Here is a 23,053-nt window from a genome sequence, read left to right as displayed (position 1 = left end):
GCTCGGGGTGTCGCGAGGGTTCGGGTGTCGAGGGGGTTCGGCTGTCGAGGGGGTTCGGCTGTCGCAGGGTGGAGGCGCCGGGGGTCAGGAGTCCGGGTTCGGGCGCCGGGGGATGTCAGGCGTCGTCGCCCGGCAGGGCCTCCGGGTCGTCCAGGAGGTGCACGGCGGCCTCCTCCGCCGAGGCGGCGCCGCCGTCGATGCCGACGTCGTCGGCCACACCGTCCTGGACCGGGCTGTCCACCCACTGCTCCGGGCTGGTCAGCCGGCCCGCGCGCAGGTCGCCCGCCTCGGGGTCGAGCAGTTCCCCGTCGGTGTCGGCGGCGTCGCCGAGGCCGTCCCCGTCGGGGAACTGCGGGGTGTCGGGGCGCTCCCTGGCCAGCCGCTGGTCCAGCGAGTCGCCTTCGTGCTGCTCCTCGGCCGTGGTGCCGTTCTGCTCGACGGCCAAGGGCCGCTCGGGCGGCGAGTACCCCTCGTCCAGGACGTCCTCGACGCCCCGGTCGACCAGGGTGTCCTCGGGCTCCAGCGGGCCCGCGTCCTCCTGGATCTCGCTCCCGTCCGGCTGGTAGACGTCGTCCCCCATGCCGTCGTCCGTCATGCGGTCGGACATCTTGTCCTCTTCCTGGTCGGTCGGCGGATTCGCGATGCCGGTGGTGGCATCACGGACGGTCGCCTGCCCGTGGTGCGGCGGCGGAAACGGTGGACATCCCACCGCGGCCGTGCGGCGTACCCCTCAATCCTCGCGCGGTGCGGGCAGCGCGGCCAGCCAGTCGGTCAGCAGGCCGCTGACCTCCTCGGCGCGCTCCTGCTGGATCCAGTGCCCGCAGCCCTTGAGGATGTGCGAGGAGACCAGTCCGGGCAGTGTGCTCGAATACGCGTCGATGGCGCCGGCCATCCATGTGGTGGAGGCGTCGAGGTCGCCGCCGATGAACAGCGAGGGCTGCCGGATCGGAGCGCCGTCCCAGGGCGCGAGGTCCGCCCAGTCGCGGTCGACGTTGCGGTAGCGGTTGAGCGCCCCGGTCAGTCCGGTCCGCTCGAACTCGCCCGCGTAGAAGTCCAGGTCGCGCTCGGTCAGCCAGCCGGGCAGCCGTCCGGTGGGAAAGCGGTCGGAGAGCTTGGCGGCGGGCGGTACGAAGTGCGGGTCGCTCTCCCCCGCCGCGGGCATCGTGTCGGCCGACAGCGCCGCGTAGAAGCCCGCGAGCCAGCCGCGCACGTCCTGTTCGATCTCCGCCTCGGCCCGACCCGGCTCCTGGAAGTAGCTGACGTAGAACTCCTCGTCGCCGCCGATCGCGCCGAACGCCTCGGTGGGCCGGGGGCCGCCGCGCGGCGCGTAGGGCACGCTGAGCAGGCCGACGGCGGTGAAGACGTCCGGCCGCAGCAGCGCCGAGTTGGCGGCGACGGGCGAGCCCCAGTCGTGGCCGACGACCGTCGCGGTCCGCTCGCCGAGGGCGCGGACGACCGCCACGTTGTCGACGACGAGCTGGAGCATGCGGTACGCCTCGGGCTCCGCGGGCTTCGACGAGCGGCCGTAGCCGCGCACGTCGACGGCGACGGCGCGGTAGCCCGCCGCGGCGAGGGCCGGAAGCTGGTGGCGCCAGGAGTACCAGGACTCGGGGAAGCCGTGCACGAGCAGGACCAGCGGTCCCGCGCCCTGCTCGACCAGATGGATGCGGCCGCCGGGCACGTCGACCAGCCGGTGCCGCGCGTCGGCCGCGGGGTCCTCGGTGGCCGCGGAGTGCGGACGGGTCGGCTGTGGACGGGTGGGCTGCGCCATTGCTTCCTCCCGGAGCTTCGGGCCGCGCTCGCGGCGGTCTGACCTGCGGCGTACGTCGTGCACGGGCCGGAAGACCCGGCACGCCGTGAGCCGTTGCCGCGAGTGTGCGGGCGCGGCCGGAGCGCAGGCCAATTCCGTTGCCGTTCCGGCAAAACGGCGTCCCGCCGGGCGTCAGGTGACGACCGCGCCGACGGCGACGAAGCCGCAGATCATGACGAAGAGGATGGCCAGCAGCGGCCAGATGAAGCGCAGGTACTGGTCGTAGCGGACCTTGGCCAGGGCCACACCACCGATGGTGACGGCGGTGGTCGGCACCCAGAGGTTCATCCAGCCGCTGGCCGACTGCCAGGCGGTGACGACGACTGAGCGCGAGACCCCGGCGAAGTCGGCCAGCGGGGCCAGGATCGGCATGGCGAGGGTGGCGTGCCCCGAGGTGGACGGGATGAGGAAGGCCAGCGGCAGGTTGACCAGGAAGACGATGATGCCGAACACCGAGTTGGACGTGCCGGAGACGACGCCCTCGATGGAGTGCAGCACGGTGTCGGTGACCTTGGAGTTGTTCATGATCACGGTGACGCCGCGGGCCAGCACGATGACCAGCGCGGGAGAGATGAAGTCCGCCGCGCCCTGGATGATCGTGGCGCTGAGCTTCTGCTCCCCCATGCGGCCGACCAGTCCGATGATCACCGCGGCGACCAGGAACAGCGCGGCCAGTTCGGCGAAGGACCAGTCCAGTTCCCAGGCGTACGGGGTCGCGTCGGCCTTGCCGGTCAGCGCGCTCGACCAGGGCACCACCGAAAAGATCATGAAGGCGAAGACCAGGCCGACGGCCATCAGTACGGCCTTGTGCAGGCCGGTCAGCTCGGGCGGCTCCTGGTCGCGGTCGACGCCCTGCTCCCGGTCGCCGGGCAGGAAGCCGACGAGGGACCGGTCGGGGTTCTTCTGCACCCGCTTGCCGTAGCGGACGACGTAGGCGACCGTCACGGTCGTCAGCACGATCCACATCACGAAGCGCAGCACGATGCCGTCGCCGAGCGAGATGTCGGCGGCCGACGAGGCGACGCCGGTCGCGAACGGGTTGACCGTGGAACACAGCACGCCGACGCCCGCGCCGAGGATGATCGCGCCGGTGGCGACCATGCGGTCGTAGCCCAGCGCCAGCATCAGGGGCACGATCAGGCCGTAGAAGCCCAGGGTCTCCTCGGCGAAGCCCTCGACCGTGCCGAGCACGGAGAAGGTCACCATGATGCCCGCGATGAGCAGCGCGCCGCGGTCGCGCAGGGCGTGCGCGAGGCGGGCGATGCCGCGGTCCAGGGCGCCGGTGGCGAAGACCACGGTGATGAACGCGCCGATGGCGAGCACGAACAGGAAGACGCCCGCGCTGCCGTACAGGTCACCGGAGTTGTCGGGCGCGACGAAGCCGGTCTTGGCGTTCTGGATGCCGTACAGGCCGTTGACCGGCGAGAGGAACAGGTCCTTGAGGTGGTCGACGAAGCTCAGTCCGGACGAGACACGGTGGTACGTGCCCTGGATGGGCGCGCCCGTGTCCTTCCGCTTGTACTCGCCCGACGGGATCAGGAACGCCAGCGCCCACACCGCGAGGGTGACCAGGGCGAGGATGGTCAGGGCGCTGGGGAAGGTGAATTTGTGCTTCTTGGGCGGCTGTCGGCCCGGGTCGCCGTCACCCGCGGTGCCGGTGCCGGAACCGCCGGCGGAGTCCCCGTCCGCGGTCCCCGCCGTCCCGGTGTCCCGGTACGCGGTGGATCCGTTGGCATCGGCCGCGTCGGCGCCGGGCGCCGTATCGCCGCTCACCGCGCCCCGCCCGCCGCGCGGAAGTCCGCCGCGTACTCCCGGAGGAAGGCCGCCTCCGCGATGACGGCGCCGCGCAGCTCGGAGAAGAGCACCCGCTCATTGGGGGCGTGCAGATTGCACATGCTGTCCTGGGCTCCGAAGAGCAGCACCTCCGCGTGGGGTACGGCCTTGGCGAGGCCGTTGACCAGCGGGATGGAGCCGCCGCTGGCAGCGAGCTGGGCCTCCTCGCCCCAGCCCTCGCGCAGCGCGGTGCGGGCGGCGCGGTAGGCGGGGCCGTCGGTGGCCGGTTCGAAGCCGGGGCCCGCGTCGCTGGGGGTCACGGTCAGCTCGATGCCGAAGGGCCGGTGCTCGCGCAGGTGCCTGACCAGCGCGTCGGTGGCCTCCTTCGGGTCCTGCAAGGGGTGTACGCGCAGATTGAGCTTGGCGCGCGCGTACGGCACCACGGCCGAAGCGGCACCGTCCACGGTGGGGGTGTCCATGCCGATCACGGTGACGGCAGGGCCGCTCCACAGCCGCTCGCCGAGGCTGCCGGTGCCGATCAGCGGTGTGCCGTCGGGCACGGTCGCCAGCGCGCGGAACTCCTCCTCGGTGTACGAGGCCCCGTCCCACGGCTCGCGGCGCAGCCCTTCGACCGTGACGTCACCGGCCGCGTCGTGCAGCGAGGCGAGCGCCTGGATGAGGGCCAGCAGCGCGTCGGGCGCGGCGCCGCCGAATTCGCCGCTGTGCCGGGCCTCGGCGAGCGTCCGCACCTCCACGACGACCTCGGCGACTCCGCGCAGACCCGTGGTCAGGGTGGGGGTGCCGGGCCGCAGATTGCCCATGTCGGCGATGACCATGGCGTCGCAGGCGAAGCGCTCGGGGTCGGTCGGCGGGTAGTCGTCGAAGGCGCTGCCGTACTCCTCCTGACCCTCCAGCACGATCTTGACGCCGGTCGGCGGCCGGCCGCCGTACGCGCGCAGGACGCCGAGGTGGGCCATGACGTTCGACTTGTCGTCGGCGATGCCGCGGGCCCGCAGGCCGCCCTCGATGGGCGTGGGCTCGAAGGGCGGCGACTGCCAGGCCGACTCGTCGCCGGACGGCTGGACGTCGTAGTGCCCGTAGAGCAGTACGGTCGGCGCGTCGGGGGTCGGCGGCGGGATCTCGGCGTAGATGACCGGTGAGGTGTCGGGCAGGTCGATCCGCTCGATGTGCTCGACCCCGGCGTCCCTCAGGAGCTCGACCAGCAGGTCGTGCGCCCGGTTCACCTCCGTGGCGGGGTAGCCAGGGAAGGCGATCGAGGGAATCTCGGCGAGCCGCACCAGGTCGGCGGTGAGCTGTTCCATCAGACTGTCGACGGTGGCGGCGAGATCCATACCGGCGTGCTCCTCATCCCGAGTTCTCTGTCTTCCGACCGCTCCGTGGCGCGGTCGCGCTCTCGTGCGATCGCTTCCGTGGTCCGACGCGCCCTGCCGTCCGAAATCCCCGGTGCGGTCAGGGCCATGACGGTCCTTTCGAGCACTCTGTCGACTGTCCGGGTGAGGCGCAGCCGTTAATGGGCCGAACGGGCCACGGTGGCCGCGGCGGACGGTTGCCGTGGGACGCGGGTGACCCAAGGGGTTGACTGTGCATGACAACGCTGTCTCAATGTGGAATTGCAACGTGAGAAACGGTGAAGTGCCCGCGCTTCGACCGGAGTTGCCGTGCCGCGCGGTCGAGCGCGGCGTGACCCGTTCCGCCCGGTCCCGGACAGGGGTGTCGTGTGAGCAGACGGTGGTTGTGGCGCGTTCTTCTCCTCGCCTTGCTCGTCCTGGCCGCGCAGCCGGGCATCGCGTCGGCCTCGCCTGCGGGCGGCTCGTCGTCCTCCGCGGCTGCGGGGTCGTCGCACACGGGACGGTCGTCCACGGGGCCTTTGCCCACGGAGCCGCCGTCCACGGAGCCGCCGTCCGCGGAGCCGTCGCTTACGGTGTCGCCGGTCGCGCTCGCCGCGCCGAACGACGCCACGACCGTGTGCGCGGTCTACTGCGACACCCGCGACCCGTCACTGGCAGGGCAGGAGACCTTCCCGGTGGCGGACAAGACCCTCAACGGCCGCCGGGTCTCGCTGCACGTCTCGGACGCCGACGGCATGGCCTGGGCGTCCATCGACGCGGGACAGCTCAACGACTCGGTGTGGCTGGACCGCTCGTGGGACGGCGGGACGACCTGGGACGGGCTGCTGGGCAGGGCCTCGATCCCGTCGACCTGGACCGGCACGCGCACCCTGATGTACAACCTCTACGACCCCACCCACCACCGGCGCGCCGTACTGCGGGCGTGCGGTGACGCGCAGGGCGTGGGCTGTACGGGTTGGGCGCGGCTGAGCGTGTGTGCCGCGCGCTGCGACGGCGCCGATGTGTCCACGGGCACCGGTGACACCCGGCCGGTGGCGGACGCGACGCTCAACGGGCGGACCATCGCGCTGCACATGGACAACTCGGGGATGGCCTGGGGCACGGTCTCCGGCGGCGGCGCGGGCGACGAGATCTGGCTCGACCGCTCGTGGGACGGCGGCGCGAGCTGGCCCGACGGATCGTCGAAGGGGCGGACATCCGTGCCGTCCGGCGCGTCGGGCACCAGGACAGCGGAGTTCAATACCTCCGATCCGCTCGGCAAGCTCTACGGCGGCGCGGTGCGCGCCTGCGGCCGGGCCGTCGAGGGCCAGAACGGGAGCTGCACCGCGTGGGCGCGGCCGACGACGGTCCGCAGCGCGGCGGCGGCCGACGCCCTCATGTACTCCTACGACCCGAACACCGCCTACTGGCCGTCGAGTTGGTGGAATTCCGCGGTGGCGCTCAGCACGGTGATCGACTACATGCGGCAGACCGGCGACACCCGCTATCTGTGGGTGGTGGCGCGCACCTTCCAGGTGAACAAGGCCGCCTTCCCCGCCGGGGCCCGCAGTTCCGACCCGATCGACGGCGACTTCATCAGCCTGGCCACCGACGACGCCGAGTGGTGGGCCCTGGCCTGGATCGACGCCTACGACCTGACCGGCAACGTCACGTATCTCAACGAGGCCGTCACGATCGCCACGTACGTCAACGGGCTGTGGGACACGAGCACCTGCGGGGGCGGGGTGTGGTGGGACCGCGAACGGACGTACAAGAACGCGGTGACCAACGGGCTGTACGTGCGGTTGACCGCGGAGCTGCACAACCGGATCAGCGGGGACACGACCTGGCTGGGCCGGGCGACCACGTCCTGGAACTGGTTCAGGAACAGCGGTCTGATCAACGCGTCCGGGCTGGTCAACGACGGGCTGACCGGCGGCTGCGCCAACAACGGCCAGACGGTGTGGAGTTACAACCAGGGCCTGGCGATCGGGGCCGCGGTGGAGATCTGGCGGGCCACGGGTGACGGTACGGCGCTGGCGAAGGCGCGCCAACTGGCCGACGCCGCGGTCGCGGCATCGTCGCTGGTCACCTCGGGGCTGCTCACCGAGCAGTGCGACGCGCTGAACGCGACCTGCGACGACAACGCCAAGCAGTTCAAGGGCGTCTTCATGCGCTACCTCCAGGACCTCAACGGCGCGACCGGCGGCGCCTATCGCGGCTTCGCCATCACCCAGGGCAACTCGATCTGGTCGGCGGACCGCGATTCGCTCAACCGTCTCGGCGAGCGCTGGTCGGGCCAGGGCAGCACGGACCATCCCAATGTGCGCGACTGGCGTACGCAGGCCAGTGCGCTCAGCGCGCTGCTGGCGGCGGGCTGAGGCGGCGCGGACCTCAGGGTCCGGGCGGGGTCGCGGGCGCGGTCGTCTCGCGGATGGTCGTCCCTGGCCCGGTCGTCCCGGTCGGCGCGGTCTCGGGCACGGTGACACCGGTCAGGCGCTCGGCCGCCGCCCACAGCCGGGCGTTGGTCGCGGGGTCGAGCGCTCTGCGGGTGATGCGCGCGGTCGTGGTCGGGCCGACCAGGCCGAGGCGTCGGCCCGGGCCGTAGTAGCCGCCCGCGACGGCTCCGGGATCGGCCGCGGCGAACAGCAGCGGTTCCGTGCCCTGCTCGACCCCTTGGCGGGGCAGGAAGTCCAGCCGCCTGCCGAGCCTGTGCAGCCGTGACGGCTCGCCGCCCAGGCTCGCGCCCGCGGTTTGCAGGTTGGTGGTGGTGTAGCCGGGGTGGGCGGCGGTGCTCAGCAGATTCCAGCCGCGGTCGGCGGCGAGGGCGGCCAACTGCCGGGTGAGGATGAGGTCGGCGAGCTTGGACTGGGCGTACGAGAGATTCGGGCGGTAGCGGCGCCGCTCCCGCTGGAGGTCGTCGAAGCCGATCCGCCCGTAGGCGGCCGTGCCGCTGCTCATGGTCGCCACGCGCGGCGCGGTGGCGGCGAGCAGGGCGGGCAGCAGCCGGACGGTCAGGGCGAACGGGCCGAGGAAATTGCTGCCGAATTGCAGCTCGAAGCCGTCGGCGGTGGTCATCCGGGTCGGCGGGGCCATCACGCCCGCGTTGTTGACCAGCAGGTCGAGCGGGGTGGGGTCGGCGAGCACGCCGTCGGCGAACGCGCGGACCGACGCCAGGTCGGCGAGGTCGACGCGGCGCACTTCCAGGCGGGCGTGCGGGTGCCGCTCCAGGATCTCGGCGCGGGCCCGCTCCCCCTTCTCCGGGGTGCGTACGGCCATGATCACCTGCACTCCCGCGGCGGCGAGGCGGCGGGCGGCCTCCTTGCCCGTGCCGCTGTTGGCGCCGGTCACGACGGCCTTCCGGCCGGTCAGGTCGGGGACGACATACATGGTGACTCCTTCGGCGTCCGTGCCGGAACACCTCAATAAAGGACCGGTGGTCTGTTATGTTCCACGCTATCAGACCGGCAGTCCGATAACAACAGACCGCAGGTCCGTAGAATGTGGGCATGCCCACGACTTTCCAGCGCGCCCGCAGCGAGGAGCAGCGCGCCCAGCGCCGCCAGGCGATCCTGGACACCGCGTCCGCGATGCTCGCCGAGATGCCGGTGGCCGAGGTCAGCCTCAACGAGCTGAGCCGCCGCGTCGGCCTGGCGAAGTCGAATGTGCTGCGCTACTTCGAGTCCCGCGAGGCCGTGCTGCTCGAACTGCTCGACGTCGCCTTCCGGGAGTGGCTGGCGCACCTCGGACCCGAACTGGACGACGAGGTCGACCCCGGCGCGCCGCCCCGGCATCGCGGCGACCAGGTGGCGGCCGTCCTCGCCGGGTCGTTGGCGGTCCGCCCGGTGTTCTGCGACCTGACCGGCGCCCAGGCCGCCGTGCTGGAGCGCAATGTCTCGCCCGAGGTCGCCGCCGACTACAAGCGCACCGCCGTCCGGAACGTGTACGCGCTGGCCGAGCTCGTGCGGCGGCACGTGCCGGAACTGGGCGAGGGCGACGCGCTGCGGTACGCGGGCGCGGCCGTGATGGTCACGGGCGCCGTGTGGACGCACGCCCACCCGTCGGCGGCGATGCTGGCCGCCTATGACGCCGACCCGGCGCTCAAGGCGCTGCGGCTGGACTTCGCCGCGACGGTCCGCGAGACGCTGGAAGTCCTGGCCAGCGGGCTGCAGGCACGCCGCGTGCCCGAGTAGCGCCGGGACACCGTCCAAGCCCTCGACCCCCGCACCCTGACGGAGAGAAGAGCGAGATGCGACTGCGCTGCGCCGTGCTGGACGACTACCAGGGCGTCGCCACGACGCTCGCCGACTGGTCCTCGCTGACCCACGAGGTCGAGGTCGTCGGCTTCCCCGATCATGTCGCGGACGAGGCCGAACTCGTCGCGGCCCTGGCCGACTTCGACATCGTCGTGACCCTGCGCGAGCGCGTGCCCTTCCCCGCCTCGGTACTGGCCGCGCTCCCCCGGCTGAAGCTGCTGATCGCCTCCGGGATGCGCAATTCGGTGATCGACTACGCCGCCGCGCGGGAGCACGGCGTGACCGTGTGCGGTACGGAGAGCGCCGGCACCCCGCCGGTCGAGCTGACGTGGGCGCTGCTGCTGGGGCTGGCACGGGGCATCGTGCCGGAGAGCGCCAACCTCGCCGCGGGCGGCCCCTGGCAGACGACGGTCGGCGCCGACCTGCACGGCGCGCGGCTCGGTCTGCTCGGGCTCGGCAGGATCGGCGGGCGGGTGGCGGCCGTCGGGCTCGCCTTCGGCATGGACGTGGTGGCCTGGAGCGGGAATCTGACCGACGAGCGGGCGGCCGAGGTCGGTGCGGCGCGCCTGGCCACCAAGGAGGAGCTGCTGGCCACCAGCGACTTCGTCTCCGTCCACCTCGCCCTGGGCGAGCGCAGTCGCGGCCTGATCGGCGCGGCGGAACTGGCGCTGCTGAAGCCGACCGCGTATCTGGTGAACACCTCGCGCTCGGCGATCGTCGACCAGGCGGCGCTGCTCGCCGCCCTGCGCGAGGGCCGGATCGCCGGAGCGGGCCTGGACGTCTTCGACATCGAGCCGCTTCCGGCCGACGACCCCGTGCGTTCCACGCCCCGGCTGCTGGCCACGCCGCACCTCGGCTATGTCACCGAGGCCAACTACCGTACGTACTACGGGCAGGCGGTCGAGGACATCCGGGCGTATCTGGCGGGCGCGCCGGTCCGTCGCCTCGACTGACGCCGAGGTGAAGGGGGGTCGGCTCAGGCGCTGGGTCCCGGCTCCCGGCCGACGCCGTTCAGCGGGATCCGCCGGGCCAGCAGCGTACGGTGGCTGATCCGCCAGCCGTCCGCGCCGCGCGTCACCCGGTCGTCGTACGTCAGACTCCCGCACGTGCCGTCGGTGTTGACGCCGAAGCCCTTGGACCGGACGCGGACAGCGCCGTCGGGCAGTTCGGTGATGACGACGTTGGTGACGTGGTGGGCGACGGGATTGCGGTCGCCGAGCGTGAGCGCCGCCTCCCGGACGGCCGCGATGCCGACGAGCGCTCCGCCGCCGTAGTCGCTCATGTCGTAGACCACGTCGGCGGTGAACAGCTCGTCCAGCCGGTCGAGTTCGCCGCCGTCGAAGAGGTGGCCGTGCAGGTGGATCAACTCGGCGACGGCGACGCGGTCCTCGGTGGTGAGCGGCAACGGGACTCCTCTCGGGCCGGGCCCGTCCCGACCGGTCTGCCAACGTAGTGCGCACGCGACCGGCGCCGTACGGTCCGGCGGCGGTCGGACCCGGACGTGTCGGCGGGCAGAAGGCGACGCGGTTCGGACGGAGTCCGGCCAACTGTGATCACTGCCGACGGTCGTGTCACACCGGGGGGTGAATTCCGGGACCGTCGATCGAGGTCAGCCCTTCGTCGATCCGAGGTGCCTGTGATACTCAGAATCCTGAACAGACCGGGACTCCGGCAGCGCGACACGGCAGGGCAGGACGACGCGGGGCGCGAGCCGCTGCCACCGGCAGCCCCCGTCGATGTGATGGCGGGGCGCGCGAAGCTCAGGGCGGCGCGTGAACTCGGGCGCAAGGCCGAGGAGTTCCTGCGGCTCTATCACAGCGAGGAGCCCGCCGCGGGCGACCTGGACAGCAGGCTCACGGCGGTGCGCGCGGAGATCGGCGACACAGGCACGTATCAACACACCGCGGCGGAGCTGGCGTTCGGCGCGCGGGTCGCGTGGCGCAACAGCAACCGCTGCATCGGGCGGCTCTATTGGCGGTCCTTGCAGGTGCGCGACCTGCGGCACGTCACGGAGGCGGAGGAGATCGCCGAGGAGTGCGCGACGCATCTGCGGATCGCCACCAACGGCGGCCGGATCAGGCCGCTGATCTCGGTCTTCGCCCCTGACGCCCCCGAGCGGCGCGGCCCGCGGATCAGGAACGAGCAGCTCATCCGCTACGCCGGATACCGGGCGGCCGACGGCACGGTCACCGGTGACCCGCGCACCGCGGACATCACCGGCCTCGCGGCGCGGCTCGGCTGGCCCGGCGGCCCGCGTACCGCCTTCGACGTGCTCCCGCTGATCGTCGAGGGCGTCGACGACAAGCCCCGGCTGTTCGACCTGCCCTCCGACGCCGTCCTGCACGTGCCGCTCGACCACCCCGAGCGCCCCTGGAGCGCCCAGTGGGGACTGCGCTGGCACGCGGTCCCCGCCGTCTCCGACATGTGCCTGGAGATCGGCGGCGTCTGCTACGGGGCCGCGCCCTTCAACGGCTGGTACATGGGGACGGAGATCGGCGCCCGCAATCTGGCCGACGTCGACCGCTACGACCTCCTGCCGCGCGTCGCGGACAGTCTCGGCATCGACACCGGCAGCGTCCGCTCCCTGTGGAAGGACCGCGCCCTGGTCGAACTCAACCGCGCCGTCCTGCACTCCTTCGACCGCGCCGGAGTCACCCTGGCCGACCACCACACCGAGGCGGAACGTTTCCTCCAGCACCTCGACCGCGAACGGCGCAAGGGCCGCGAGGTCCAGGCCGACTGGGCCTGGATCGTCCCGCCCATGTCCGGCGCCACCACCCCGGTCTTCCACCGCACCTACGACGACCGCGTCCTCAGCCCCGGCTTCGTCCGCCACCCGCGGGAAGCGGCGGACGGCGCCTCGTACGCCTGATCCGGCGCTACCGCGTTCCGTCCTGGTCGCGGCACTCCGGGTGGCCCCAGCCGTCGGGGTTCTTGGCGATCGGCTCGCCCGCGGCGTAGGAGCGGCCGCAGCGGCAGCGGCCGGGGAATTTGGCGTTGAGGGTGCGCGAGGAGGCGGACGTGGTGCCGGTGGCGCCGCTCGCTGTCCCGGTCCCGCCGCCGTTGCCGCTTCCGCTTCCGGAGGGCTTGCGCTTGGGGGCGGACGAGGCGCGGGGGGTGTCGGGGTTGCGGGGCGGCGGCGGGGAGTCGTAGCGGGTGCCCGAGGCTTGCTGGGTGATGGCGGTGTTGCTGGCGGCGCGGTCGGCGTAGTCGTTGAGCCGGTCGCCGTCGACCTGGTGGGCGGCGACGTACGTGAACTCGACGTCACGGCCGGTGAGCAGCGCGTCGATGCCCGCGACGAGTTCCTGGTTGGCGACGGGCTTGCCCGCGGCGGTCTTCCAGCCCTTGCGCTTCCAGCCGGGCAGCCAGGTGGTGACCGCCTTCATCGCGTACTGGGAGTCCATCCGGATCTCCATCGGCACGGCGGGGTCGACGGTCTCCAACAGCCGGAGCAGGGCGGTGAGTTCCGCGACGTTGTTGGTGGCCGTGCCCAGCGGGCCCGCCTCCCAGCGGTCGGGCTCCCCCGTACCGTCGGCGATCACCCAGGCCCACGCGGCCGGTCCCGGATTCCCCTTCGATGCCCCGTCACACGCGGCGATGATGCGTTCTGCCATGCCAGAGATCATGCCAGCCCGCGGACGGTCGTACGGCCCCGGCCCGAGGAGGCGCCCGGCAGGGGTGAGGGGGGCTACGGCTCGGGCGAGTGGTCCGGCAGGGCGAGCCACTCCTTCCACGACAGGTCGCGGCCGATGTGGCGCGGGCGCTCGAAGGGCCAGTCCTCCGCGATCCAGCGCGGCACCAGGGCGTCCAGCGCCCGCTCCAGGTCGGTGCCCACCCGGTCGTCCACCACCCACCACGAGATCTCGGCGTCGGCGCCCGCCTTCTCCGGCGGGTCGATGTAGACACAGCCGAGCAGCGCGGTGTTCGCGTCGTCGAAGAGCGCGTAGTTGAAGGACTGGTGCGCGGCGATCTCGGTCGCGTGCCGTTCGAGATCGGCGAGATCGGCCTCGTACGTCATGTCGGCGGGCGGCCAGCCCCAGGCCGGGCCGAAGATCGACCAGAGGCGGTCGCGCGAGCCCATCACCGCGGGGTAGTCGAGCGCGGTGTCGGATCCGGCGATCGGGCGCAGATGGTGGCCGCCGGGCACGGGGACGCGGACGGGGTGGACGAAGTCAGCGGGCAGCCAGGTCATGCGGCGGAGGCTAGCGCGGTGGAACGTCGCACCGCACCGGATTTATCGCCGCCGCGACGTGGCGGCGGACGGTCCGCGAAGGCCCGTCGGCGGTCAGTGACCGCCCTGCGGCTGTTGGCAGCCGGTGCCGTCGGCGTAACCGGCGAAGGCGTCGACCTCGGTGACGGCCGTGTTCAGCGCGCCCTTGAGGCAGATCGGGCTGTAGTCGACGACAAAGCCCACATAGGTGGAGCCGCAGGCCGAGACGCTGACCGACTCGGGGGCGTAGCCGAGGGCGACGAGGCCGAGGCGGAGGTGACGGCCGCGGTGGGCCGCCCGGACGGCGCTTCGGCCCCCGCGCTGTCCACGGTCCGCGTGCCGCAGCCGGTCAGCGCGAGCGCCGCCACGGCGGTCAGCGACGGCGGGAGGACGAGGGCGGCTCTGCGGCATCGGGCTCGGGTCATGCCCACGATCATGCCCGCCGGGCGGTGGCGGGCGCGTGGGTTCCCGTACTCAGTTCCGCGGGCGCGCGGACAGCGGCGGCGGACCGTCGTCGGGGACCGGCCCGCCGCGCCCGCGGGCCCGTTCACTCCGCGTCGATGCCAGTGATGACGGGGTCGCCGAGCCGGGCGGTCTCCTCGGTGAAGCCCGCGACGCCGAGCGCGTCGTTGACGAGGTCGCGCGCGGCCCCCTCGGCGGCGGGCGGATTGTCGGCGTCGACCGCGACACGCACGCTGAAGGCGCTGGAGTCGCCGTACATCGTCAGGATGTCCAGCTCCTCGTCCTCGCCGAAGTCCGTGCTCTGCGGGTCGACGGGGCGCAGGGCCCGGACGAGCGTCGAGCGGGCCTCGGCGGTCGGCGCGTCGAGGAAGGTGCCGGGGACGGTCACAACATAGGTGGTCATGAGGGTTACGTCTGCCCGTTCCGCCGCCCGCCATCCCACCCGCGAGGTGCCCGGCCCGCCGGCGTGCGGCGTGTCGGGCACCTCGCGGTACGGCTGACGTGGGTAGGTCATCCGGACGGAGGAGCCGTGCGCGGTGCCGGAATCCGTACGGCGCGGTCACCTGCGCGGTGGGCGTCCGGAGGCCCTAGCTGTGGTTCCAGGTGACGCTGAAGGCGTTGCCGCCGGAGAGCGCGGAGGTGGTCGCCTTGGTGGTGCTGCCGGAGGCCATGTTGATCTTGTCGGGGCCGTAGGTGCCGATCGCCTGGCCGTTGGCGGTGGCGTTGGTGAAGGACGCGGTGCTGAAGTGCGCGAGCGGCAGGACGCCGGTGGAGCTGGACGGCGCCTCGGCGATGATCTCCGCGGAGGCCAGGGAGGCGCCCTGGAGCGTCTTCTTGGTGGTCTTCGTCCAGTTCTTGGTGGTGTCGCTGAGGGTGAGCGTGAACGAGCCGCTGCCGTTGGTGGAGACCGTCGAGGTGAAGTGGTCGCCGGGGCTCACCGCGTTGGAGTAGTTCACGGGATAGGCCGGGTACATCTCGTACCACGAGGAGTACACGGCGCGACCGCCGGAGCAGTCCGCCTCGGTGCCGGTCTGCTCCACGGAGTTGCTGCCGTCGCCGTCGAGACCTATCCAGAACGAGGAGTACGTGGTGGCGCCGGTGCAGGTGACCGACGGCTGGACCCAGCTCGCGGAGACGCTGGTGAAGGTGGAGCCGGTGGCCGCGTAACCGGCCCAGTTGGAACTGGTGCTGTGCACGATGCGGCTGTTCGGGCCGATCAGGCGGTGGCTGCCCATGGGGGTGAGGCGGACCGATGAGTCGGCCGAGGCGACCGCGGAGGGCGCGGTCGCGAGGGCGGACAGGACTGCTGCGGCCACGGCGGATACGGCGGTGATGCGCGTTGTTGCCGACATGCTGCTCCTTCTCGCGGGTCTCGCGGTACAGGTGTCACCGGCGCGACCGGAGGGGTGTGTGGCCCCTGAGGGGTGCGTGGCACCAGTGGTGCTTGACAGTGTGCTGACAAGCGCGGCGCGTAGGTGCAGGCGGAATCAAACGATCGGCAAAACTCACGCCAAGTCGCCTTGTGGGCATGTCCAGTTGATCTCTACGGCACTCGAACAGGGGCGAAAAGGGGCCGTCCCGGCGTCCGGGTGTCGGACGCGGGGACGGCCTCACGCGCGGCGGACCTGCGAGAACCGGCCTCCGGCATCGCTCAGTTGCGCGCCCACTTCTGGTTGCCGCCGTTGTTGCAGGTCCAGATGTCCAACGGCGTGCTGTTGGCCGTACCCGTACCGACGGCGTCCAGGCAGGTGCCGGAAGCCACGTTGACGACCGTGCCGTCGGAGCGGACCCGCCACTGCTGGGCGGCGCTGCCGTCGCACGCGTTGATCTCCAGGCCGGTGCCGTCCGCGGTGGCGTGGCCGATGGCGCCCAGGCACTTGGTGTCGTAGACGGTCAACTGGTTGGTGGCGGTGGACGTCCAGGTCTGCTGATTGCCGCGGTTGCAGTCCCACAGCGCGGGTTTCGTGCCGTCGGCCTGGCTCGCGGCGGGCACGTCCACGCAGCGGCCGGAGTCCTGGCCGGTGAGGGAGGCCGCGACGGCGCCGCGGTCCCACTTCTGGTTGGCCCCGTTGTTGCAGGTCCACAGTTCGAGCGGGGTGCTGTTCGCGGTGCCGGCGCCGGTCACGTCGAGGCACTTGCCCGAGCCGACGTTGACGACGCTGCCGTCCGCGTTGACGTTCCACTGCTGACCTGTTGCGCCGGTGCAGTCGGAGATGTCGACGGCCGTGCCGTCCGCGGTGCCGCCGCCCGCCGCCTCCAGGCATTTGGTGCCGTAGACCATGAGCTGCTTGGCGGGGGTGGCGGTCCAGGTCTGGTTGGTGTCCCCGTTGCAGTCCCACAGGGTGACCACGGTGCCGTTGGCCTGACCGCGGGCGGGCACGTCGGCGCAGATCCCGGAGTGCCGGTCCTTGAGGAAGCCGCTGACGTTGCCCGCGGCCTTCGGGGTGATCGCGAGGTTGTCGAACTGGTCGGTCTGGTAGCCGACGACACCGAAACCGACCTGGCCGCTGGCGTACGAGCCGTCGTTGACGGTGCCCAGGGTGGCGCCGTCGAGGGTCGCGGTGATCTGGTCGCCGGAGAAGCCGATCGACACGGTGTGCCAGGTGTTGAGCGCGAGCGCGGCGTGGCTGCCGGACGTCAGCGTGCTGAGGTTGCCCGAGCTGGTGCTCTTCGCGATCGACCAGGCTCCGGTGTTGGAGAGCCGCAACTGGTAGGCGGCCTGGTGGCTCTGGGGCCGCGACTGGGTACCCGCCCGGCCCAACAGGGTCACGGTGCCCGCCTGTTGGAGGTTGACGTCGACTCCAGCCGTGTAATTCGACCAGGTCGTGTCGCCGACGAGGGTGAACGCGTCGGAGTCCTCCTGCCATTCGATCGGCTTGACCGGTGTCACCTGCTGCACGCACTGCCCCGTCCGTCCGCCGGCGCAGGGCCGCGCCTCGAAGGAGCCCTGCATGTCGGAGAGATACCGGGCCTCGGTGTTGGTGGCGACGGCGTCGAAGGTGTCGGAGTACGGCAGCGGCAGCGCGTGCGCCGCCGGGCCGGTGGCGGTGCCCTTGCCCTGGCCGGTGGTCGTGGTGACCGTGTAGACGTAACCGGGTTGCAGCGTCAGGGAGTACGAGCCGCCCGAAGGGGTGATGTCCTGCGTGTGGACGAAGGAGGTGGCCGCGCTCGGCGCGTTCACCTGGGTGGCCCAGACGTGCACGGTCCCGGTGGACAGGCCGCCCTGGACGTGGAGGTTCACGGTCTGCGCGGCGGTGGCGGTCGTGGTCTCCAGCACGGTGGAGTAGTCGGAGGTGGTGTTCGACTTGATCGTCACGTAGGTGCCGTTGGACTCGGCGCCGCCGAGGTAGCCGGAGGCGGAGTCGATGAACTTCCAGCCGGGCTGGGTGAATTGGGTGACCTGGGCGGTGGCCCAGGTGCTGGCGCCGATGGTGTAGTTCCCCGACCAGGGCGAGTTGGCGGTGGCCAGGCCCACCGTGTTGTACGGCAGATTGGGGTAGATCGCGGCGAGCAGCGGCCAGTTGAAGTAGCTGACCATCTTGGCGTCGGTGTAGCCGCGGGTGATGGCCCTGATCAGGGCGGGGGCTCCGGTGTTCATGTCCTGCGAGCCGTTCTCGCTGTCCCACAGCGGCTTGCCGTTGTTCTGCGCGGCGGTGGTGCTGCTGCACGTGTCGGCGCTGCCGCCGTCGCCGCCCGCGCAGGAGTAGTGCGTGCCGATGATCGAGACGGCGTTGTTGAACGCCGCGTTGTTCGCCATGTCGTCGGCCACCCCCCAGCCGCTGTCGTCGGCGACGAGTTGCACACCGGAGTATCCGGCGGTGTTCAGCGCCGCTCGCAGTTGGACGTACCAGTTGGCGTCGTGCCCGCGCTCGTTCCAGCCGCCGAGGTACTTGATCGTCAGGCCGTGCTGTTTGGCGCAGCCGAGCCAGGAGATCAGGTAGTTGATCGTGTCGGTGGACCAGAAGCCGCCGTTGATCCAGCCGGGCGCGGCCCAGGCGAGGCCGTAGAGACCGATGTTCGGATTGCGGGCCCTGGCCTGTTCCGCGAGCCAGAATTCGTATCCGGCATCGCAGTTGATCTGGCCTTTGACGTGTTCGATCGACGGTTCCGAGCCGTCGGTGGAGTTGGCGTCGCCGCCGATCTCCAGTTTCAGCAGTTGCAGGTTCGCGCCGTAGCCGGGCTTGAACAGGTAGTCGAGGATCTGCGCCTGTTGCGCGGCCGGGTAGTCGGTCAGCAGCCGGGAGTTCCCGCCTCCGCCGCTGATCGCGCCGATGCCGTCGAAGGTCCGGCCGCCCTGTGTCCCGTCCACCGTGATCGTGGTGGTGGCCGCGTTCGCGGGGGCGACGCCGACGGTCAGCAGTGCGATGAGCAGCCCCATGACCCACAACGGGGCAAATCTCCATGTTCGTAACATGACTGAACCCTTCACCGTGGGGGGATGGCGTTCAGTGTGTTGTCATGTTCACTTCTTGGTCAATATGGCGAACGAAGAAAACAGAAACAAACGTCGGCAGTCGTCGTCAGCGGGCCGCGCCGTCGCACCGCGCTCGAAGTGGATCAGCGGGGGGCGTGAGCGGAGAGAACGGGAGCGGTGAAGGCGAGAGCGGTGAAGGCGGGAGCGGTGAAGGCGGGAGTTGATCAGCGCGGCCCGGTAGGCCGGAGAAAGGGCCTTCGGCCCCCGGAGATCGGCCGTCTCACCGCCGCGGCCGTTCGACGGCCGTGGTCACATACCTCACGGGAATACGAAAAGGGAGCGCCGGCTCACGGGAGGAGGACATCCGGGGAGGAAACTCTCCCCCTCACACGGCCGGCCGCCGGTGCGACAATGGCTGGCATGACCGGCGACGCGCACATGAATGAGCTGGGCGAGTTCCTGAAGGCCCGGCGGGCCGAGCTCGGCCCGCGCACCGTGGGGCTGCCGGACCCCGGCACACCCCGGCGGGTGCCCGGGTTGCGCCGGGAGGAAGTGGCGCAGCTCGCCGCGATCAGCACCGACTACTACACCCGCCTGGAGCAGGGCCGTATCCATGCCTCGGTGTCCGTGCTGGCCGCCCTGGCCCGGGTGCTGCGACTGGACGACGACCAGCGCGACTACCTCTTCGGGCTGGCCGGGAAGACACTCGTGCGACCGCGCCGCCGCACCCGGCAGAAAGTCCAGCCGCAATTGCGACGGCTTCTGGACGACCTCGGTGCGACACCCGCCATTGTCATGGGACGTTGCATGGATATCATCGCGTGGAATTCGCTCGCCTCGGCGCTCATCACCGATTTCTCGGCCATCCCGGAAAAGCACCGGAATTACGTGCGGATCATCTTCACCGATCCGTCGATGAAATCGCTCTACGCGGACTGGGAGAAAGTGGCGCGCACCTGCGTGTCGCAGCTGCGGATGGAGGCCGCCAAGTACCCCGACGACCCGGGGCTCGTCGAACTGGTCGGTGAACTGTCCGTGCAGGACGAGCAGTTCCGCCAGTGGTGGGCCACCCATCAGGTCGCCACGCTCAGCGTGGGCACCAAGGCCCTGCGCCATCCCGTCGCCGGGGAGCTCAGTCTGGACTGGGACACCCTGACCGCGAGTACCGACCCCGACCAGCAGCTCATCGTCTGGACCGCGGAGCCGGGCAGCCGTACCCACGAGGGCCTGCGCTTCCTCGCCTCGTGGGCCGCGTCCCACCTCCCGGCGGGTGACACCCCCGCATCGGCCGCTGAGGAGCACCCGCTCGGCTGACACGCCGGCCCGCACCCGGCCGGGCGGTGGCTTCAGCCGGTCACGTCCATGCGCTGGGTGCCGATGACGGACAGCAGCCGCAGCGCCTCCTCGGACGGCGAGCCGGGCGTCGCGGTGTAGATCACGACCTGCTGGTCCCGGTCGGTGATGTCCAGGACGTCGCAGTTGACGGTGACCGGCCCGACCAGCGGGTGCTGGAAGGTCTTGCGGAGGGTGGGCTCGCTGCGCACGTCGTGGGAGGCCCACAGCTCGCGGAATTCCGCGCTCCCGGCCCGCAGCTCGGCGACCAACTCCGTCACCTCGGGGTCGTCAGGGTAGCGGGCGGCGACGGTACGCAGCCGCTGGGCGGCGTTGCTCGCGAAACGGTCCACGTCCGACACTCCGTACAGCCGCTGGCCCTGCCGGTGCGGTCCGAGGAAGGCGCGGCGGACGAAGTTGCGGTCGCGGCGCGGCAGGGCGGAGAAGTCCTCCATGAGGGCCGCCGCCAGGTCGTTCCAGGCGATGACCTCTCCGGTCGCGGACATCACGGTCGCCGCGGCCTGCGGCAGGCGGTCCAGCAGGTCGAGGATGCTCTGGCGCACCTCGCGCGAGGGTCCTGCGGGCGGTCCCGGCGGGGCGCCCGCGAGGTGGTGGAGATGGTCGCGCTCGACGTCCGTCAGCCGCAGCGCACGGGCCAGCCCCGCCAGGACCTCGCGGGACGGGCGGGGGCCGCGGGCCTGTTCGAGCCGCGTGTAGTACTCGGTCGAGATGAAGGCGAGCTGGGCCGCCTCCTCGCGGCGCAGCCCCGGTGTGCGGCGCCGGGTCCCGGCGGGCAGCCCCACCTCGGCAGGGGTGATCCGCTCGCGTCTGCTGCGCAGGAAGTCGGCCAGTTCTCGTCTGTCCACCTCCCCAGTGTGCTCGCGTGCCGCCGGGCGCAGCCAGGTACAGCCGGTGCCTGGCTGCGCCCGGCGGTCCGGCGCACGCTCGATGCCATGAACACCACACCCAACGTCGACACACCCACCACCGACACCACCGCGACCGGCGCCGCCACCGGGCTGCTGGCGGACAAGGTCGCCCTCATCACCGGCGCGGGTCGCGGCATCGGCGCCGCCGCGGCCCTGCTCTTCGCCCGCGAGGGCGCCCGCGTCATGCTCGCGGCCCGTACCGAGGCGCAGCTCAAGGCCGTGACCGAGCAGGTCGGGGCGGCGGGCGGCACCGCCGACCACGTGGTGTGCGACCTGGCCGACGCGGCGAGCGTACGCGCGGCGGTCGACCGTACGGTGGAGCGGTTCGGCCGCCTCGACGTCGCCTTCAACAACGGCGCCACGAACGCGTCACCCGGCCCGCTGGACCAGGTACCGGAAGCCGACTTCGACCGCCTCTACGCCGTGAACCTCCGGGGTCCGTGGCTCGCGATGGCCGCCGAGGTCGCCGCGATCCGGGCGACCGCGGGGACCGGCGCCATCGTCAACAACTCCAGCGTCGGCAGCCTGCGGGGCAACCCCGAACTGCCCGCCTACGGCGCGATGAAGCGGGCGGTCAACAGCCTCACCGAGTCGGCCGCCGTCACATACGGTCCCGAGGGCATCCGCGTCAACGCCATCGCTCCCGGCGGCACACTGACCGAGATGATCCACGCCTGGGCGGCGGAGTCCCCCGGTCTGCTCGACCGGATCACGGCGCACACCCCGCTGCGCCGGGCCGCCGACCCCGCCGAGATCGCGGAGGCCGCCGCCTGGCTGCTCAGCGACCGCGCGTCCTACGTGACGGGCACCGTCCTGCGGGTGGACGGCGGCGCGGCGGCCTGAGCCGCGCGGCCCGCGGCCGTCACCGGTCGTCGGCGGGTGTCACCGGTTATCGGCGGGTGTCACCGGGCGGCGGGCGGCGGTGCCACTCGGGCCGTCACCACTCGCGGGCGGCGATCAGTTCCTCGACGTCCGCGTCCTCGAAGCCGTAGGCCGTCGCCACGAACCAGATGTCCCCGCCTATCTCCTCCCGTGCGACGGTCTCGATCTCGCTGCCCGCGGCGTCGAACTCCGCCTCCAGAGCGTTGAACCGCTCCGTCGCGACCGCCGTCAGCGCGTACAGCGCCTTCAGGTCCGCGGGCCGCTCCGCCTCGATCCGCTCGCACAGGTCCAGCAGGATGGCCTTCCCCTTGTCGAGGACGTGGTCGGGAAAATACTCGTCCTCGTACAGCACCTCGAGGAACGCCCGTTCCTTGACCTGCTGGTTGGTGATCGTCATGGCGACGCCCTCGCCTTCTGCCCTGGATCAGCCCCGCGTCCAGTGTGGAATGTCCGACGTCTCCGATCGTGCACCACACCACTGACAACGCCGGTGGCGCGACGGCCGTCGGCCGCCGCGCCCCGGTCGCGTGAGCCCGCGCCTCAGCGCGGTCCGGCGCCGCTCGTCGCGGGCTGGCTCAGGTCAGCTCGGACTGCACGACACCGTCGGCCACGTCCAGGCGCCGTTGGTCTGGATCGTCACACCCCAGTTGTTGCCGCTGCCGTTCGGCTTGGCGGTCAAGACCTGGGCACTGGGATATGTGGCATTGATGTTCCACGTCGCGATGATCTTCTCCGGCGCCGGAACGTTCATCGTCACCGTCCACGAACTCGACCCGGACACCGCCACGTTCAGGTTGTACCGGTCGCTCCACTGCTGACCGGCGGAGAGGGTCGCGGTGCAACTGCCCCCGCCACCGCCCCCGGTGGTGCCTCCGGTCGTGCCTCCGGTGGTGCCGCCGGTCTCGCCGCCGCTCGTACCGCCGCTGTCGGGGGCGACGGCGCGGCCGGTCTGCGGCGAGATCATGCCCGCGCACAGGCCGCGGCTCGCCAGGCCCTGCGCGATCCGCGGGATCGCGGCGAGCGTGTTCGCGGGCCACTCGTGCATGAGGATGATCTGGCCGTTGGTGAGCCGGGCGTTGGCCTGCACGATCGCGTCGGTGCTCGCGCCGTTCCAGTCCTGCGAGTCGACGTCCCAGATGATCTGGGTCAGACCGTACTTGGCCTCGACCGACTGCAAGGTCGCGTTGGTCTCGCCGTACGGCGGACGGAACAGTTTCGGTGTGCCGCCGCCCGCCGCTGCGATGGCCTGCTGGGTCCTGGAGACCTCCGAGTCGATCTGTGCCTGGCTCTCCTGGATCAGGTGGGGGTGGGTGTAGCTGTGGTTGCCGACCCACATCCCCGCGTTGATCTCGGCCTGGACCTGGGACGGATAGGACGCGGCGAACTGTCCCTCGTTGAACATCGTGGCCCGCAGGCCGTTCTGCCGAAGGGCGTTGAGGACGCTCGGGGTGTGGTCGTTGGACGGACCGTCGTCGAAGGTGAGTCCGACGTACCCGTTGCAGGTGGCGGCGTGCGACGGGGTGGCGTCGACGGTGAAGGTGACGACGCTCGCCACCGCCGTGGCGGCGACGGCAAGTCCCGTGATCAGGGAACGCAATGACATGTGCGGTCTGGTTCGCATGTGGGGGGCCTCCTT

General features: G+C 71.6%; 21 protein-coding genes. 6 read left to right on the top strand and 15 right to left on the bottom strand.

The features are described from left to right. Positions 1 to 115: 115 nt before the first annotated feature. The 4 genes from ACFZAM_RS26745 to ACFZAM_RS26730 all read right to left on the bottom strand — a co-directional run bounded on the left by ACFZAM_RS26745 (position 116) and on the right by ACFZAM_RS26730 (position 4,935). Positions 116 to 607 carry a DUF5709 domain-containing protein gene (locus ACFZAM_RS26745; protein WP_355349138.1) on the bottom strand — a complete coding sequence of 164 codons (492 nt, stop codon included), beginning with the start codon at positions 605 to 607 and terminating at the stop codon, positions 116 to 118. Between the two features lie 123 nt (positions 608 to 730). Further along, positions 731 to 1,771 (bottom strand): alpha/beta fold hydrolase, encoded by a 1,041-nt coding sequence (locus ACFZAM_RS26740; RefSeq protein ID WP_391049856.1) that lies wholly within the window; start codon positions 1,769 to 1,771, stop codon positions 731 to 733. Between the two features lie 171 nt (positions 1,772 to 1,942). Further along, complete coding sequence (locus tag ACFZAM_RS26735; protein ID WP_355349249.1) at positions 1,943 to 3,397, bottom strand: YfcC family protein; 1,455 nt, start codon at positions 3,395 to 3,397, stop codon at positions 1,943 to 1,945. A gap of 182 nt (positions 3,398 to 3,579) precedes the next feature. Next, entirely contained in the window at positions 3,580 to 4,935 is a 1,356-nt protein-coding gene (locus ACFZAM_RS26730; protein WP_391049854.1) for a M20/M25/M40 family metallo-hydrolase, read from the bottom strand. Between the two features lie 386 nt (positions 4,936 to 5,321). On the opposite strand from ACFZAM_RS26730, the gene ACFZAM_RS26725 reads away from it, so the two are divergent. After that, positions 5,322 to 7,313: a glycoside hydrolase family 76 protein gene (locus ACFZAM_RS26725; protein WP_391049852.1), complete on the top strand. Its 1,992-nt coding sequence runs from the start codon at positions 5,322 to 5,324 to the stop codon at positions 7,311 to 7,313. Positions 7,314 to 7,326: 13 nt separating this feature from the next. Here the strand turns inward: ACFZAM_RS26725 and ACFZAM_RS26720 are convergent, their stop codons facing one another. Continuing rightward, the gene (locus ACFZAM_RS26720) at positions 7,327 to 8,322 is read right to left on the bottom strand and encodes an SDR family oxidoreductase (protein WP_391049850.1); all 996 of its coding nucleotides are present in this window, start codon (positions 8,320 to 8,322) and stop codon (positions 7,327 to 7,329) included. A gap of 119 nt (positions 8,323 to 8,441) precedes the next feature. On the opposite strand from ACFZAM_RS26720, the gene ACFZAM_RS26715 reads away from it, so the two are divergent. Further along, positions 8,442 to 9,125 (top strand): TetR family transcriptional regulator, encoded by a 684-nt coding sequence (locus ACFZAM_RS26715; protein WP_391049848.1) that lies wholly within the window; start codon positions 8,442 to 8,444, stop codon positions 9,123 to 9,125. Positions 9,126 to 9,181: 56 nt separating this feature from the next. Continuing rightward, entirely contained in the window at positions 9,182 to 10,141 is a 960-nt protein-coding gene (locus ACFZAM_RS26710; protein ID WP_391049846.1) for an NAD(P)-dependent oxidoreductase, read from the top strand. Between the two features lie 23 nt (positions 10,142 to 10,164). Here ACFZAM_RS26710 and ACFZAM_RS26705 read toward each other — a convergent pair whose 3' ends face one another. Next, positions 10,165 to 10,593: a nuclear transport factor 2 family protein gene (locus tag ACFZAM_RS26705; RefSeq protein WP_391049845.1), complete on the bottom strand. Its 429-nt coding sequence runs from the start codon at positions 10,591 to 10,593 to the stop codon at positions 10,165 to 10,167. A gap of 336 nt (positions 10,594 to 10,929) precedes the next feature. Here ACFZAM_RS26705 and ACFZAM_RS26700 point away from each other — a divergent pair, with 336 nt between their 5' ends. Continuing rightward, a complete protein-coding gene (locus ACFZAM_RS26700) occupies positions 10,930 to 12,060 on the top strand; it encodes a nitric oxide synthase oxygenase (RefSeq protein ID WP_391050053.1) in 1,131 nt (376 codons plus the stop codon). 7 nt (positions 12,061 to 12,067) lie between these two features. Here ACFZAM_RS26700 and ACFZAM_RS26695 read toward each other — a convergent pair whose 3' ends face one another. The 6 genes from ACFZAM_RS26695 to ACFZAM_RS26670 form a co-directional block, all read right to left on the bottom strand. After that, positions 12,068 to 12,814, bottom strand: coding sequence for an RNase H family protein (locus ACFZAM_RS26695; protein WP_391049843.1), 747 nt, complete (start codon positions 12,812 to 12,814; stop codon positions 12,068 to 12,070). A gap of 62 nt (positions 12,815 to 12,876) precedes the next feature. Continuing rightward, the gene (locus tag ACFZAM_RS26690) at positions 12,877 to 13,380 is read right to left on the bottom strand and encodes an N-acetyltransferase (protein ID WP_391049841.1); all 504 of its coding nucleotides are present in this window, start codon (positions 13,378 to 13,380) and stop codon (positions 12,877 to 12,879) included. 93 nt (positions 13,381 to 13,473) lie between these two features. Continuing rightward, a complete protein-coding gene (locus ACFZAM_RS26685; protein WP_391049839.1) occupies positions 13,474 to 13,809 on the bottom strand; it encodes a hypothetical protein in 336 nt (111 codons plus the stop codon). Positions 13,810 to 13,945: 136 nt separating this feature from the next. Beyond that, positions 13,946 to 14,263 (bottom strand): hypothetical protein, encoded by a 318-nt coding sequence (locus ACFZAM_RS26680; RefSeq protein WP_355349168.1) that lies wholly within the window; start codon positions 14,261 to 14,263, stop codon positions 13,946 to 13,948. Between the two features lie 184 nt (positions 14,264 to 14,447). After that, on the bottom strand, positions 14,448 to 15,212 hold the full coding sequence (locus tag ACFZAM_RS26675) for a G1 family glutamic endopeptidase (protein ID WP_355349171.1): 765 nt from the start codon (positions 15,210 to 15,212) through the stop codon (positions 14,448 to 14,450). 299 nt (positions 15,213 to 15,511) lie between these two features. Then, positions 15,512 to 18,238 carry a ricin-type beta-trefoil lectin domain protein gene (locus ACFZAM_RS26670; RefSeq protein ID WP_391049837.1) on the bottom strand — a complete coding sequence of 909 codons (2,727 nt, stop codon included), beginning with the start codon at positions 18,236 to 18,238 and terminating at the stop codon, positions 15,512 to 15,514. A gap of 456 nt (positions 18,239 to 18,694) precedes the next feature. Here ACFZAM_RS26670 and ACFZAM_RS26665 point away from each other — a divergent pair, with 456 nt between their 5' ends. After that, on the top strand, positions 18,695 to 19,588 hold the full coding sequence (locus ACFZAM_RS26665; RefSeq protein ID WP_355349177.1) for a helix-turn-helix transcriptional regulator: 894 nt from the start codon (positions 18,695 to 18,697) through the stop codon (positions 19,586 to 19,588). Positions 19,589 to 19,620: 32 nt separating this feature from the next. Here ACFZAM_RS26665 and ACFZAM_RS26660 read toward each other — a convergent pair whose 3' ends face one another. Further along, on the bottom strand, positions 19,621 to 20,472 hold the full coding sequence (locus tag ACFZAM_RS26660) for a helix-turn-helix domain-containing protein (protein ID WP_391049834.1): 852 nt from the start codon (positions 20,470 to 20,472) through the stop codon (positions 19,621 to 19,623). Between the two features lie 87 nt (positions 20,473 to 20,559). Here ACFZAM_RS26660 and ACFZAM_RS26655 point away from each other — a divergent pair, with 87 nt between their 5' ends. Beyond that, positions 20,560 to 21,378, top strand: a complete 819-nt coding sequence (locus ACFZAM_RS26655) for a glucose 1-dehydrogenase (protein WP_355349183.1) — start codon at positions 20,560 to 20,562, stop codon at positions 21,376 to 21,378. Positions 21,379 to 21,472: 94 nt separating this feature from the next. Here ACFZAM_RS26655 and ACFZAM_RS26650 read toward each other — a convergent pair whose 3' ends face one another. After that, positions 21,473 to 21,814: a DUF5713 family protein gene (locus ACFZAM_RS26650; protein ID WP_355349186.1), complete on the bottom strand. Its 342-nt coding sequence runs from the start codon at positions 21,812 to 21,814 to the stop codon at positions 21,473 to 21,475. Positions 21,815 to 21,997: 183 nt separating this feature from the next. Continuing rightward, positions 21,998 to 23,038 (bottom strand): polysaccharide deacetylase family protein, encoded by a 1,041-nt coding sequence (locus ACFZAM_RS26645; RefSeq protein WP_391049832.1) that lies wholly within the window; start codon positions 23,036 to 23,038, stop codon positions 21,998 to 22,000. Between the last annotated feature and the right edge of the window lie 15 nt (positions 23,039 to 23,053).

The organism is Streptomyces sp. NPDC008079, assembly GCF_042957385.1.
In the GTDB taxonomy this organism is placed as follows: domain Bacteria; phylum Actinomycetota; class Actinomycetes; order Streptomycetales; family Streptomycetaceae; genus Actinacidiphila.
Note: the sequence above shows the minus strand (reverse complement) of the source record. Positions and strands in the feature narration are given on the sequence as shown.

What these genes read in the sequence shown, in the direction of transcription:
- ACFZAM_RS26740 (WP_391049856.1), bottom strand. Translation starts at nt 1,771, where the DNA reads ATGGCGCAGCCCACCCGTCCACAGCCGACCCGTCCGCACTCCGCGGCC.
- ACFZAM_RS26720 (WP_391049850.1), bottom strand. Translation starts at nt 8,322, where the DNA reads ATGTATGTCGTCCCCGACCTGACCGGCCGGAAGGCCGTCGTGACCGGC.
- ACFZAM_RS26655 (WP_355349183.1), top strand. Translation starts at nt 20,560, where the DNA reads ATGAACACCACACCCAACGTCGACACACCCACCACCGACACCACCGCG.
- ACFZAM_RS26670 (WP_391049837.1), bottom strand. Translation starts at nt 18,238, where the DNA reads ATGGGGCTGCTCATCGCACTGCTGACCGTCGGCGTCGCCCCCGCGAAC.
- ACFZAM_RS26645 (WP_391049832.1), bottom strand. Translation starts at nt 23,038, where the DNA reads ATGCGAACCAGACCGCACATGTCATTGCGTTCCCTGATCACGGGACTT.
- ACFZAM_RS26715 (WP_391049848.1), top strand. Translation starts at nt 8,442, where the DNA reads ATGCCCACGACTTTCCAGCGCGCCCGCAGCGAGGAGCAGCGCGCCCAG.
- ACFZAM_RS26690 (WP_391049841.1), bottom strand. Translation starts at nt 13,380, where the DNA reads ATGACCTGGCTGCCCGCTGACTTCGTCCACCCCGTCCGCGTCCCCGTG.
- ACFZAM_RS26730 (WP_391049854.1), bottom strand. Translation starts at nt 4,935, where the DNA reads ATGGATCTCGCCGCCACCGTCGACAGTCTGATGGAACAGCTCACCGCC.
- ACFZAM_RS26675 (WP_355349171.1), bottom strand. Translation starts at nt 15,212, where the DNA reads ATGTCGGCAACAACGCGCATCACCGCCGTATCCGCCGTGGCCGCAGCA.
- ACFZAM_RS26745 (WP_355349138.1), bottom strand. Translation starts at nt 607, where the DNA reads ATGTCCGACCGCATGACGGACGACGGCATGGGGGACGACGTCTACCAG.
- ACFZAM_RS26710 (WP_391049846.1), top strand. Translation starts at nt 9,182, where the DNA reads ATGCGACTGCGCTGCGCCGTGCTGGACGACTACCAGGGCGTCGCCACG.
- ACFZAM_RS26685 (WP_391049839.1), bottom strand. Translation starts at nt 13,809, where the DNA reads ATGCCGCAGAGCCGCCCTCGTCCTCCCGCCGTCGCTGACCGCCGTGGC.
- ACFZAM_RS26695 (WP_391049843.1), bottom strand. Translation starts at nt 12,814, where the DNA reads ATGATCTCTGGCATGGCAGAACGCATCATCGCCGCGTGTGACGGGGCA.
- ACFZAM_RS26700 (WP_391050053.1), top strand. Translation starts at nt 10,930, where the DNA reads ATGGCGGGGCGCGCGAAGCTCAGGGCGGCGCGTGAACTCGGGCGCAAG.
- ACFZAM_RS26680 (WP_355349168.1), bottom strand. Translation starts at nt 14,263, where the DNA reads ATGACCACCTATGTTGTGACCGTCCCCGGCACCTTCCTCGACGCGCCG.
- ACFZAM_RS26665 (WP_355349177.1), top strand. Translation starts at nt 18,695, where the DNA reads ATGACCGGCGACGCGCACATGAATGAGCTGGGCGAGTTCCTGAAGGCC.
- ACFZAM_RS26650 (WP_355349186.1), bottom strand. Translation starts at nt 21,814, where the DNA reads ATGACGATCACCAACCAGCAGGTCAAGGAACGGGCGTTCCTCGAGGTG.